This window comes from Cohnella zeiphila, assembly GCF_014212055.1.
GTDB lineage: Bacteria > Bacillota > Bacilli > Paenibacillales > Paenibacillaceae > Cohnella > Cohnella zeiphila.
In genome coordinates this window covers 138,021-151,057 of sequence record NZ_JACJVO010000002.1, presented here as the reverse complement: position 1 = coordinate 151,057, position 13,037 = coordinate 138,021, and the positions used below count along the sequence as shown (strand labels likewise).

The 13,037-nt window shown below is 64.1% G+C and carries 10 protein-coding genes; all 10 read left to right on the top strand.

What is annotated here, in order from left to right:
* Positions 1-78 precede the first annotated feature (78 nt).
* Positions 79-2,004 carry a stage V sporulation protein D gene (locus H7C18_RS01930; RefSeq protein ID WP_185127323.1) on the top strand — a complete coding sequence of 642 codons (1,926 nt, stop codon included), beginning with the start codon at positions 79-81 and terminating at the stop codon, positions 2,002-2,004.
* 117 nt (positions 2,005-2,121) lie between these two features.
* Positions 2,122-3,666: a UDP-N-acetylmuramoyl-L-alanyl-D-glutamate--2,6-diaminopimelate ligase gene (locus H7C18_RS01925; RefSeq protein ID WP_185127322.1), complete on the top strand. Its 1,545-nt coding sequence runs from the start codon at positions 2,122-2,124 to the stop codon at positions 3,664-3,666.
* Positions 3,663-5,069: a UDP-N-acetylmuramoyl-tripeptide--D-alanyl-D-alanine ligase gene (locus H7C18_RS01920; RefSeq protein WP_185127321.1), complete on the top strand. Its 1,407-nt coding sequence runs from the start codon at positions 3,663-3,665 to the stop codon at positions 5,067-5,069. Before H7C18_RS01925 ends, H7C18_RS01920 begins: the two co-directional genes overlap by 4 nt.
* 4 nt (positions 5,070-5,073) lie before the next feature.
* Positions 5,074-6,036, top strand: coding sequence for a phospho-N-acetylmuramoyl-pentapeptide-transferase (gene mraY / locus H7C18_RS01915; RefSeq protein ID WP_185127320.1), 963 nt, complete (start codon positions 5,074-5,076; stop codon positions 6,034-6,036).
* A 4-nt stretch (positions 6,037-6,040) separates the two neighbouring features.
* Positions 6,041-7,483 carry a UDP-N-acetylmuramoyl-L-alanine--D-glutamate ligase gene (murD, locus tag H7C18_RS01910; protein ID WP_185127319.1) on the top strand — a complete coding sequence of 481 codons (1,443 nt, stop codon included), beginning with the start codon at positions 6,041-6,043 and terminating at the stop codon, positions 7,481-7,483.
* Positions 7,484-7,530: 47 nt separating this feature from the next.
* On the top strand, positions 7,531-8,628 hold the full coding sequence (gene spoVE / locus H7C18_RS01905) for a stage V sporulation protein E (protein ID WP_185127318.1): 1,098 nt from the start codon (positions 7,531-7,533) through the stop codon (positions 8,626-8,628).
* Between the two features lie 7 nt (positions 8,629-8,635).
* Entirely contained in the window at positions 8,636-9,745 is a 1,110-nt protein-coding gene (murG, locus tag H7C18_RS01900) for an undecaprenyldiphospho-muramoylpentapeptide beta-N-acetylglucosaminyltransferase (RefSeq protein ID WP_185127317.1), read from the top strand.
* A 180-nt stretch (positions 9,746-9,925) separates the two neighbouring features.
* Positions 9,926-10,831 (top strand): UDP-N-acetylmuramate dehydrogenase, encoded by a 906-nt coding sequence (gene murB / locus H7C18_RS01895; RefSeq protein WP_185127316.1) that lies wholly within the window; start codon positions 9,926-9,928, stop codon positions 10,829-10,831.
* Between the two features lie 16 nt (positions 10,832-10,847).
* Positions 10,848-12,131 (top strand): UDP-N-acetylglucosamine 1-carboxyvinyltransferase, encoded by a 1,284-nt coding sequence (gene murA, locus H7C18_RS01890; protein ID WP_185127315.1) that lies wholly within the window; start codon positions 10,848-10,850, stop codon positions 12,129-12,131.
* Between the two features lie 107 nt (positions 12,132-12,238).
* The gene (locus tag H7C18_RS01885; RefSeq protein ID WP_185127314.1) at positions 12,239-12,997 is read left to right on the top strand and encodes a cell division protein FtsQ/DivIB; all 759 of its coding nucleotides are present in this window, start codon (positions 12,239-12,241) and stop codon (positions 12,995-12,997) included.
* The last annotated feature ends 40 nt before the right edge of the window (positions 12,998-13,037 follow it).

Genomic DNA, 13,037 nt, shown 5'->3' with positions numbered 1-13,037 from the left:
TAACGAGCCCCCGACCCGAATAGCTTGGAATGAAGCGGTACAAGCTCGTTCCGCTGCTGACGGGAAGGGGGCACGCGCGTGAAAATATCGCAAGTTACCGTGCGCAGACGGTTATTCATCTTACTTGTCGGCGTCGTGATCGCTTTCGGTTTTCTCGTATTCCGGCTCGGCTACGTGCAGTTGTGGATCGGCGGCAAGCTCTCGCAGCTCGCGGAAGATTCATGGCGAAGAAATATCGTGTTCGAAGCCAAACGCGGCGACATCGTAGACCGCAACGGCGTCAAGCTGGCGTACAACGTCAGCACGCCGACGCTGTACGCGATTCCCGCGCAGGTGAAGGATCCGCGAGGAGAAGCGGCCAAGCTCGCGCCGCTGCTCGGCATGACGGCAGACAAGCTGTACGGTCAATTATCCAAGAAGGAGAGCAGCGTGAAGCTGCAGCCGGGCGGCCGGAGGATCACCACCGAGCTGGCCCAGCAGGTCCGCGACTTGAAGCTGCCGGGCATCTTCGTCGCGGATGACAGCAAGCGCTACTATCCCTACCAGAGCCTGGCGGCGAACATTCTCGGCTTTACGGGCTATGACGACGGACTAAACGGCGTCGAGCTGAAGTACAACGATCTGCTCGAGGGAATCCGGGGCAACGTCAACTTCCTGACCGACGCGGCCGGCCGGCAAATGCCGGATTCGTCGGAGAAGTACGTGCCGCCGCGCGACGGCTTGACGCTGAAGCTGACGATCGACCAGAAGGTCCAGTCGATCGTGGAGCGCGAGCTGGACCAGGCGATGCTCCAGTACCAGCCGGACGACGCCATCGCCATCGCGATGGACCCGAACACCGGCGAAGTGCTCGCCATGGCCAGCCGCCCGACGTTCGAGCCGGCCAATTACCAGCAGGCCGATCCGAAGGTGTACAACCGGAATTTGCCGATCTGGATGACGTACGAGCCCGGTTCCACGTTCAAGATCATTACGCTGTCGGCGGCGCTGCAGGAAAAGAAAGTCGATCTCAAAAACGAGTTTTTCTATGATCCCGGCTATACGGAAGTGGCGGGCGCGAGGCTTCGCTGCTGGAAGGGCGGCGGCCACGGCAGCCAGTCGTTCCTCGAAGTCGTCGAGAATTCGTGCAACCCCGGCTTCGTGGCGCTCGGTCAGAGGCTGGGCAAAGACACGCTGTTCCAATACATCAAGGATTTCGGCTTCGGACAGAAGACGGGCATCGACTTAAGCGGCGAGTCCAAAGGCATTCTGTTCAAGCCGAGCCAGGTCGGCCCGGTGGAGCTGGCGACGACCGCCTTCGGCCAAGGGGTGTCGGTCACGCCGATCCAGCAGATTACGGCGGTATCGGCGGCGATCAACGGCGGCAAGCTGCTGACGCCGCACGTCGCCAAGCAGTGGATTCAGCCGGAGACGGGCATGGTTCTCCAGGACGTGCAGCCGGAAGTCGTCCGGCAGGTCATCTCGCCCGAGACGTCGAAGCAGGTGCGCGAGGCGCTCGAGAGCGTCGTGGCGCAAGGAACCGGCGGCGGCGCGTTCCTCGACGGCTACCGCGTCGGCGGCAAGACGGGGACCGCGCAGAAGGTCGTGAACGGCCGCTACTCTCCCAGCGAGCATATCGTCTCGTTCATCGGTTTCGCCCCGGCGAACGATCCGAAGCTGATCGTCTACGTGGCGGTCGACAATCCGCAGGGGATTCAGTTCGGCGGCGTCGTCGCCGCGCCGATCGTGCGCAACATCATGGCCGACGCGCTTCCTTATCTGGGCGTGAAGCCGAACCCGGAAGGCCAGATCGCGAAGGAATACAAGCCCGGGCAAACGCCGATGGTCACGGTTCCGAACGTGGTCGGCAAGACGGTATCCGATCTGTACGAAGACATGAACATGAACTTCCAGCTGTCGGCCAGCGGCAACGGGGATACCGTGCTCCGCCAAGCCCCGGCCGCGGGCTCCAGGGTCGAGAAAGGCTCCGTCATCCGGATCTATCTCGGCGACGCTCCCAACTGACGAACGCGGCGAGAATGAAAAATAACACATTTTCGCCGATTGCCAATTCGCTCCCTTGTATGGGGGAGCGGGTTGGACGATAATGAGGAATGCAGTTTACGGAAGGGGGCGCACGAAATGAAATTGCTCAGCGAACTGGCCGAGTCTCTGCTGGTCTATCGCATAACCTCCGAGACTCCGGTCGAGATTGCGGACTTGGAGGCGGACTCGCGCCGCGTGAAGCCGGGACAGCTGTTCTTCTGTCTGCCGGGGCATACGGTGGACGGGCACGACTACGCCGGCCAGGCCAAAGAGAAGGGAGCGGCGGCGCTGGTCGTCTCGCGCGAGCTGCCTGTCGATCTGCCGCAACTGGTCGTTCCGGACGTCCGACAGGCGCTGGCCATATTGGCGGATGCCTGGTACGGGCGTCCTTCGCATTCCCTGCGGCCGATCGGGGTCACCGGAACGAACGGCAAGACGACGACGACGTACCTTATCGAGCGGATTCTCGCCGATGCGGGCGCGAAGCCGGGGGTTATCGGCACGATCGAAGCCCGCTACGGCGGGAAGAGCTTCCCGATGTCGGGGACGACGCCGGACGCGCTCGCGCTGCAGCGTCTGTTCCGAGACATGGTCGATGCCGGCACGGACCGCGCCGTGATGGAGGTCAGCTCCCATGCGCTGGAGCAGGGGCGCGTCAAGGGAACCCGGTTCCGCACGGCGATTTTTACGAATCTGACCCAAGACCATCTGGACTATCATAAAACGATGGAAGCTTACGCGGATGCGAAAGGGCTCTTTTTCTCCCGGCTCGGCAATACATACGCGGAAGACCCGGCGCAGCGGACGTACGCGGTTCTGAACGCGGACGACGAAGCGTCGAAGAAGTTCGCGAAGCTGACAGCCGCGGAAGTCGTCACGTACGGCGTGAATCGCGATGCTCATGTTCGTGCGTCCGAGATCGCGGTATCGTCGACCGGCACGTCGTTTCGGTTGGACACGTTCCGGGGCGGGAGAAAGGTCGAGCTGCAGCTGGTCGGCATGTTCAACGTTTATAATGCGCTGGCCGCGCTGACGGCGGCGCTGTGCGAAGGCATCGAGCTGGAATCGGCGATCCGCAGCCTGGAGAGCACTCCCGGCGTGCCGGGCCGGGTCGAAGCGGTAAACGAAGGGCAGTCGTTCGCGGTGATCGTCGACTATGCGCATACGCCGGACGGGCTCGACAACGTGCTGAAGACGGTGAGAGAGATCGCCTCCGGGCGCGTGATCAGCGTTTTCGGCTGCGGCGGCGACCGCGACCGGACGAAGCGCCCGATCATGGGCCGGATCGCCGCCCAATGGTCCGATTACGTCATCGCCACCAGCGACAATCCGCGCACGGAAGACCCGCTCGCCATCCTGAAGGAGATCGAGCCGGGACTCGCGGTAGGCGGCGCCGAGCCGGCCGGGAAAGGCGGCGTCGGCGAGGCCGGAGATAGCGCCGGGACGGGCGGGAAAGCCGCCTACGAGCTGGAGCCCGATCGCGCCCGAGCGATTCACAAAGCGGTTGAAATGGCAAGCCCGGGAGATGTAGTATTGATTGCGGGGAAAGGCCATGAGACCTATCAAATCATAGGCGGAACGACGCAGGATTTCGACGACCGCCTCGTGGCGAGAGCCGCCTTAAGGAGTTTAGCCAAGTGATCCGAACGACATTGCAGCAAGCGGCCGCCTGGTGCGGCGCGGTTCGACTTTTGACGGGAGCGGAAGCAGGGGAGACGGAGCTTGCGGGCGTCTCGACCGATACGAGAACGCTGGCTCCCGGCCAGCTGTTCGTTCCGCTCGCCGGCGAGCGGTTCGACGGCCACGACCACCTGGCCGCGGCGGAGGCGGCGGGAGCCGCCGCTTCGCTCTGGCAGGCCGACCGGGCCGCGCCGCGGACGAAGCTGCCGCTGATCGTCGTGGACGATACGCTGGCCGCGCTGCAGAAGCTGTCCGCCGCATACGCGGAGGCGCTCGGCGCGCGCGTCGTCGGCGTCACCGGAAGCAACGGCAAGACGACGACGAAGGACCTGATCGCCTCGGTGCTGGGGACCGCGTACCGCGTCGCCAAGACCGAAGGCAATTTCAACAATCATATCGGACTGCCGTTAACGATTCTGCGCGCTTCCGAGGATACCGAGATTCTGGTGCTGGAGATGGGCATGAGCGGCCGGGGCGAGATCTCTCTTCTCACCCGGATTGCCCGGCCCGATGCCGCCGTCATTACGAATATCGGCGAATCCCACCTGCTCCACCTGGGCTCCCGCCGCAATATCGCGCGCGCCAAACTGGAAATCGCCGAAGGGTTGAAGGACGGCGGGACGCTCATCTACAACGGCGACGAGCCGCTGCTGGCTGAAGAACTTGCCGCCGCCCCGCTACCGGAAGGCAGAAACGGGCTTACGTTCGGCGAGCGGGAGAGCTGCGCCGTTCGGCTCGGAGACGCCTGGCTGACGGAGGAAGGCTGTCGTTTCCGTACGGCGGACGATCCCGAATTCGTCTACGAGCTGCACGTTCCGGGCCGCCATAACGCGACGAACGCGCTTGCGGCCATCGCCGTCGGCCGGCTGTTCGGATTGCCGGCGGAACGGATCGCCGAAGGACTTCGCGCGGCCAAGCTGACCGGCATGCGGATCGAGAGGACGGCCGCCTGGAACGGCGCGCTCGTGTTGAACGACGCGTACAACGCGAGCCCGACCTCGGTGCGCGCCGCGATCGAGCTGGTCGGCGGATTGAGGCGTCCGGGCGGCCGGAAATACCTGGTGCTCGGCGACATGCGCGAGCTGGGTCCCGACGAGGCCGCCTTCCATGCGGAGATCGGCCGGAGCATCGGGCCGGACAAAGCGGACGTCCTGCTGGCGTACGGCCCGCTGTCGGCGCATACCGTCCGGGAGGCGGCGAAGGCGCTCGCGCCCGGCTGCGCGCTCCATTTCGAAGATAAAAAAGCGCTCATCGCGGACTTGCTCGCCCGCCTGAAGCCCGAAGATCTCGTACTGGTCAAGGCGTCGCGGGGCATGAAGCTGGAAGAAGCCGTGTTCGCGCTGCAGAAGGGAGCCGTGGGGTGAAGCCATGGATTATTCGACGACATTATGGACGCTGGGCGTCTCCTTCATTCTGGCGGCGCTGCTTGGACCGCTCTGCATCCCCGTGCTCCGGCGGATGAAGTTCGGCCAGCAGGTGCGAACCGAAGGGCCCCAGTCCCATCAGAAAAAAGTAGGAACCCCGACGATGGGCGGCGTCATCATCCTGCTGGCCCTGACGCTCGCGTTCCTCAAATTTTCCGACCGCGGCTGGTCGTTCTGGGCGCTTCTGATCGCTTGCCTCGGCTTCGGCTTGGTCGGTTTTCTCGACGATTACATCAAAATTCTCTTGAAACGCTCGCTCGGGCTGACGGCCAAGCAGAAGCTGTTCGGCCAGCTGCTCGTCTCGATCGTGTTCTGCTACATTCTGCACCGGATGGGCCACGGCACGTCGATCGGCTTTCCGGGCGTTCACGGCTCGCTGGATTTGGGCTGGGGCTATTATTTATTCGTCATTATCGTGTTTTTCGCGGCAACCAATGCGGTGAACTTCACCGACGGCCTGGACGGCCTGTTGTCCGGGACAAGCGCCCTGGCGTTCGGCGCATACGCTCTGATCGCGCTGGAAGCGACGCAGCTTCAGTCGGCGATTTTCTCCGCGGCGATGATCGGAGCGGTGCTCGGCTTCCTCGTCTACAACGCCCATCCGGCCAAAGTGTTCATGGGCGACACCGGCTCTCTCGGCATCGGCGGGGGGCTGGCGGCCGTGGCGATCCTGACGAAGACGGAGCTTCTGCTGATCGTGATCGGCGGCGTGTTCGTGCTGGAAATGCTGTCGGTCATCATTCAGGTCGCGTCGTTCAAGACGCGAGGCAAGCGGGTATTCAAGATGAGTCCGATCCACCACCATTTCGAGCTGACGGGCTGGTCGGAGTGGCGGGTCGTGACCGTATTCTGGCTGGCCGGGCTCGTGCTTGCGGGCGTCGGCTTGATCTTGTACAAGGGGCTATAGACATATGAGACCAATCGCAACTTACCGGGGACGCAAAGTGGTCGTCCTCGGGCTGGCCCGCAGCGGCGTGGCCGCCGCCAAGCTGTTCCACCGCATCGGAGCCGATGTCGCGGCGAACGATCGTAAACCGAGAGAGCAATGTCCCGAAGCCGAGGAGCTTGAGGCTTTGGGCATTTCTGTTGTATGCGGCGGGCATCCGGACGATCTCGTCGGCGCGGATACGTCTCTGCTCGTCAAAAATCCCGGCATTCCCTATACCGCGCCGCCGGTCGTCCGGGCTTCCGAACTGGGCATCGAGACGGTGACGGAAGTCGAAGTCGCGGGACAGCTGTCGAAGGCGCCGATCATCGGCATCACCGGCAGCAACGGCAAGACGACGACGACGTCGTGGACCGGCGCGCTGCTTGCGGCAGCGGGCCTTGCGCCCATCGTCGCCGGCAACATCGGCCGTCCGCTGTGCGACGCCGCCGAAGAAGCGACGGAAGGCAACTGGCTCGTCGCCGAGCTCAGCAGCTTTCAGTTGAAAGGGACGTCCGATTTCCGGCCCCGCGTGGCGTGCCTCCTGAACATCGCCGAGACGCATCTGGACTATCACGGCGGCATGGACGACTACATCGCTTCGAAGGCGAAGCTGTTCGCCAATCAAACGGCGGAAGACACGGCGGTGTACAATGCCGACGATCCGGTATGCGAACGGCTGTCGCGGACGTTCGCCGCCCGCAAGCTGCCGTTCTCGCTGACGCAGCGGCTGAAGGCCGGGGTTTGCGCGGAGCCGCCGTATCCGCCGGCAGCTCCGGGAGAGAGCCCGGACGACCCGCAGGCGGCGGAGCGGTGGATCGTCTACCGTCCCGGCGACGGCTCCGAGCGGCGGATCGCGCAGGCGGCGCGGCTCGGAATCCCGGGGCGTCACAATGCCGCGAACGCGCTGGCGGCGGTCGCGGTCGCCCTCGCTGCGGGCGCGGCGCCGGAGACGCTGCGGCAGCCGCTGGAAAACTTCAACGCTGTGGAGCATCGGCTTGAATACGTCGGCGAATTTCACGGCGTTCGGTACTATAACGACTCCAAAGCGACGAATTCGACGGCGACCGCCATGTCGATCGCCTCGATGTCTGCGCCGGTAGTCCTGATCGCCGGCGGCCTCGACCGCGGCTCGGACTACCGGGAGCTGCTGACCGTGTTCCGGGACCGGGTCAAAGGTCTCGTGGCGATCGGGCAGACGCGGGAGAAGCTCGGCAGGGTGGCGGGGGAAGCCGGTTTAACGGCGGTCAAACTCGTCGAACCTGAAGGTGATGCCGCCGAAACGCTGCGGCTCGCCGTACGCGAAGCGGCCGCTCTGGCCGGTCCGGGAGACATCGTGCTCCTGTCTCCGGCTTGCGCGAGCTGGGACATGTTTGCTTCGTACGAGGTGCGAGGCCGCATTTTTAAGGAATCGGTGCATACGCTGTAAGAAGGGGGCTTGTCCCCACTTCTTCGTTACGCGAGGTGTCCGGTACCATGGTCAAATCCCGCAACGCCCCCGATATTTGGATGATCGCGGCCACGCTCGGCATTCTGGCCATCGGCGTGGTCATGGTCTACAGCGCCAGCGCCGTCGCCGCCTTTCACGATTACGGCGACAAGTTCTACTACGTCAAGCGCCAGATGATCTTCTCCGGCATCGGCGTCGCCGCCATGTTCGCGACGATGAACCTCGACTACAGCCGCTGGCGCAAATGGGCGTTTCCGGGGCTGATCGTTTGCTTCTCTTTCCTGCTGCTCGTGCTCATTCCGGGCATCGGCGTCGTTCGCGGCGGCGCGCGAAGCTGGCTTGGCATCGGAAGCCTCGGCATCCAGCCGTCGGAGTTCATGAAGCTGGCGATGATTCTGTTCCTCGCCAAGTTCTTGTCCGACCGCCAGCAGACGCTTCACTCGTTCTCGCGCGGACTTATGCCGCCGCTCGGCATTCTCGGCCTGGCGTTCGGCCTCATCATGCTCCAGCCCGACCTCGGCACGGGAGCGGTCATGATCGGCGCCGCGCTGATGGTCATCTACGTCGCCGGCGCCCGGCTGTCGCATCTGGGGGCGCTCGGGCTAGTAGGCGTGGCCGGCTTCGTCGGCTTGATCGCCGCCGCGCCTTACCGGCTGGCCCGGATCACCGCGTTCCTCGATCCATGGAAAGACCCGCTCGGCGCCGGATACCAGTCGATCCAATCGCTGTACGCGATCGGCCCCGGCGGCCTGGTCGGCCTCGGCCTCGGCATGAGCCGGCAGAAATACAACTATTTGCCCGAGCCCCAGACGGACTTCATCTTCTCCATTCTGGCGGAAGAATTGGGCTTCATCGGCGGCGCGCTGCTGCTCCTGCTGTTCCTGCTGCTCATCTGGCGGGGCATGCGCACCGCCATCACGATCGCCGACCCGTTCGGCAGCTTCCTCGCCGCGGGGATCGTCGGCATCATCGCGACGCAAGTGCTCATGAACGTCGGCGTCGTCATCGGCCTGCTGCCGGTGACGGGCATCACGCTGCCGCTTGTCAGCTACGGCGGCTCGTCGCTGACGCTGCTGCTGACGGCGCTAGGCATTTTACTTAACTTATCCCGTTATTCGAGGTGACGAAAGCATGCGACTGGTGCTGACCGGAGGAGGAACCGGCGGACATATCTATCCCGCGCTCGCCATCGGCCGCGAGGCCGCGGAGAAGGAGCCCGGCACGTCCCTGCTCTACATCGGCACGACGAGGGGACTGGAGAGCCGCCTCGTGCCCGCCCAAGGGCTGCGGTTCGAGAGCGTCGACATCACCGGCTTCCGCCGTTCGCTGTCGCTGGAGAACGTCCGCACGATCGCCCGTTTCGTACAGGCGGTGCGCCGCTCCAAGAAGCTGCTTCGCGAATTCAAGCCGGACGCGGTCGTCGGCACCGGCGGCTACGTATGCGGGCCGGTCGTTTACGCGGCGTCGCGGCTGGGCATTCCGACGCTCATTCACGAGCAGAACGTCGTGCCCGGCCTGACGAACAAGTTCCTGAGCCGCTATGCCCGCGCGGTGTCGGTCAGCTTCGCCGACTCGCTGCCCCATTTTGCCGGCCGACAGAACGTAAAGTTTGCCGGCAATCCGGTCGCCTCCGCGGTCGCCAAGGCCGATCCGATGATGGGCTTCGCCTCGCTCGGCCTGACGGCGGGAACGCCGTTCGTGCTGGCGGTCGGAGGCAGCCGCGGCGCGAAGGCGCTCAACGACGCCGTGCTGGCGATGCTGCCCGGCCTTGCGGACCTGAAGAACGTTCATCTGGTCTTCGTGACCGGAGACCGCTACTACGAGGAAGCGTCGGCCCGCCTGCGGGAGCTGCCCGCCGAACTGTCCGGCCGCGTGCATGCCTTGCCGTATGCGCACAACATGCCGGAGGTGCTCGCCGCGTCTTCGCTCGTCGTCAGCCGCGCGGGCGCCACCTCGCTGGCGGAGATCACATCGCTCGGCGTGCCGGCGATACTCGTCCCGTCCCCGAACGTGACGAACAACCACCAGCAGCCGAACGCGGAGAGCCTGGCTTCGGCAGGGGCGGCGGAAATGATTCTGGAGCGCGACCTGACCGGAGAGAAGCTGCTGGCGAGCGTCTCGTCGATCATGCGAGATTCCGCCCGGCGGGAACGGATGGCGCTGGCTTCGCGCGAACTGGGCAAGCCGCGGGCGGCAGAGGACATTTATGAACAACTGACCGGCATCATTCGTCATAAGTAAGAGGGCCGGGGAAATCGCGCCGGCTTTTTCTGCGAAATATCCACCGAAGGCTTGGCTGCTGGGCGTTTGTCACCACGCCGACCGCGCCGACATAAGATACAGCGTGATCGTGATTGTCGAGCCTGCGCGGCAGGAGGCAATGGCAGCAAAGCCATCCATCAGGGCAAGGAGGAACTGTTTATGCAACCGTTGGCCGCGGAACTGGAACAAGCCCGGGTCGGCAGCGTAAGCTTGAACGAATCGCTTGCGGAACATACAACCTGGAAAATCGGCGGACCTGCGGATCTCTTCATCGTTCCCGATTCCCAAGAGCAATTGGCGGCTGCCGTCGCCATCCTTTACCGGCACGGCGTTCCCTGGACGACGCTCGGACGGGGTTCGAACACGCTCGTCTCCGACAAAGGAATTCGCGGAGCCGTTCTCAAGCTCGGCCGGGGCTTCGACGAAGTTCGTTTCGAGGACGGCTTGGCGAAGGCGGGCGCATCGTACTCGTTCATCAAGCTGTCGGTCATGGCCGGCAAGCAAGGGCTCACCGGGCTGGAATTCGCGGGGGGAATTCCCGGTTCGGTCGGGGGCGCCGTCTACATGAACGCCGGAGCGCACGGCTCGGACGTGTCACGCATCTTAAAGTCGGCCGACATCGTCTGGGAAGACGGGACGTTCGGCACTTACGGGAAGGAAGAGATGGCTTTCGGCTATCGTCATTCGGTTCTGCAAGAGCGGCGCGGCGTCGTGACGGGGGCGACGTTCGAGCTCCGGCCGGGAGACCGCAAGGAGATCGCCGCGGCGATGGCCTCTTACAAGGATCGCAGGCTGCGGACGCAGCCGCTGCAGATGGCTTGCGCAGGCAGCGTATTCCGCAATCCGCCGAACGACCACGCCGCCAGGCTGATCGAAGCGGCCGGACTCAAAGGCGCCTGCGAAGGCGGGGCCGAGATCTCCCGTATGCACGCCAACTTCATCGTCAACCACGGCGGCGCCAAGGCCGAGGACGTACTCACCCTCATGCGCCGGGCACAGAGCACCGTGGAAGACCGCTTCGGAATTCGCTTGGTGCCGGAGGTTCTCCTGATGGGTGAGCGGTAATCCGGAGGTGAAACCCTTGGACAAATTGGTGATTGAAGGCGGCAAGCCGCTTTCGGGCACCATACGCATCCACGGAGCCAAAAATGCCGCTCTGCCGATTCTCGCCGCCAGCGTGCTGACGGAAGGGACGGTAACGCTCCGCAACGTTCCCCGATTGTTGGATATCGAAGTGATGCTTCAAATTTTGCAGGATTTGGGGTGCAGGACGGAGCAGCTTGCGGACCGGGTAACCGTCGACGGCTCCGGCGCCTCTTCTTCCCGGGTTCCGGAATATCTCATGCGCCAGATGCGCTCGTCGGTGTTCCTCATGGGTCCGCTGCTCGCCCGCTTCGGGGAGGTCGAAGTGTACCAGCCCGGCGGCTGCGCGATCGGCGAACGCAAGATCGATCTTCACCTGCGCGGCTTGCAGGCGCTCGGAGCCGAGATTCGGGAGACGGGCAGCCGGATCGTATGCACGGCGAAGAAGCTGACCGGAGCGGAGATCATTCTGGATTTTCCCAGCGTCGGAGCGACCGAGAACATCATGATGGCGGCGGTGCTCGCCCAAGGGCGGACGACGATCGTCGGGGCGGCCCGCGAGCCGGAGATTCAAGATCTGCAGTCGTTCCTGAACGCGCTCGGCGGTCAGGTAAGAGGAGCCGGTACGGACACGGTCACGATTGACGGCGTACCGGCGCTCGAAGGCTGCGATTTCGAGATCATTCCCGACCGGATCGTGACCGGAACCGTCATGGTCGCGGCCGCCGCCACCCACGGCGACGTGACGCTGGAAGGGGCGCAGCCCGGGCACCTGACTTCCCTGATCCACGTGATGCGCCGCGCCGGTGTTCAGATCGAGGTAGATAGTGGTATAATGAGAGTCTGCGCGAACGGTCGCCCCCGGGCGGTCGAACGCGTCGTCACCTCGCCCTATCCGGCGTTTCCGACCGACCTGCAGGCGCAGCTGATGATTCTGCTGGCGCTGGCCGACGGCGTGAGCGTCGTGAAGGAGACGGTGTTCGAGGGACGCTTCAAGCATGTGGACGAATTGTGCCGCATGGGAGCGGACATCCGGCTCGACCTGAACACCGCGTTTATCCGCGGCGTGCCGCAGCTCTACGGAACGACGGTGGAAGCGACCGACCTGCGGGCCGGAGCGGCGCTCGTCATCGCGGGGCTTGCCGCCGGCGGCAGAACGGTCGTGGAGCAGGTTCACCATATCGATCGCGGATACGATAGAATCGAGAATATGTTCGGGCACCTGGGCGGCAGCATCGTACGCCAGCCGTTCGAGAGAATCGCAGCAGGAACCAGCAGATAATCGGCACCCCGCTGAAGCGGCCATTCCCTTTGGTGGGGCTCTTTTTACGAACGAAAACGGACAAGCCCGAACGGGAAAATAGAGATGCGAGAATGGAGGGGACGGACATGGCCGAACGGATACCCGCGCTGAAAGAGCAGGCGGTGCCGGAGAAGCGGCGAGGAGGCAAGCTGCTGGCGATCGTGATCGCGCTGTTCGTCATCGCGCTCGTCGTCCTGTTCTTCCGCTCCTCGTTGTCCCGCATCTCGGAGATCGAGGTCAAGGGAACGGCGCACTTGAAGCCGGCCGAGGTCGAAGCGGTGCTGGGCGTCTCCAAAGGGGATTCTTTCTTCTCCGCCGGCTCCGGTTTGCTGGAACGGCGCGTCCGGACGCTGAAAGCGGTCGAGTCGGTTCATGTCGCCAAGCGCTTTCCGGGCAAAGTGACGGTGAGTGTCCAGGAGTACCCCGACGTGGCGGTGGAGCTTGGCGAGCAGGGAAAAGCCTCGGTCGTGCTGTCCAGCGGCCTGTCGGTGCCGCTGGAGGCGGGAGAAGCGCTTCCCGACCGGCCGGTGCTGACCGGCTGGAAGGCGGACGACGCGAACCGCGCCGCGCTCTGCGCCGCGCTCGGGAAGCTGGAACCCTCGCTGATCGGCGACGTCTCGCAGATCGCGCCCGATCCTTCCGCCGCCTATCCGGACCGGATCAAGATGTACACTCGCTCGCGTTTCGAGATCGTGACGACGATCGGTCTCCTGCCCGAGAAGGTCGGCATCATCGGCGAGTTCGTCGAGAATCGGGAGCCCGGCAGGATCGTGCTGCTGGATGCAGACTATTATATGCCTTATTCGGCAGAAAACGAGGCGACCAAAACCCCGGATGCGCCGTAAACTAAGGAAATGGACTCTACTCAAGCTCGTGAAACAATGA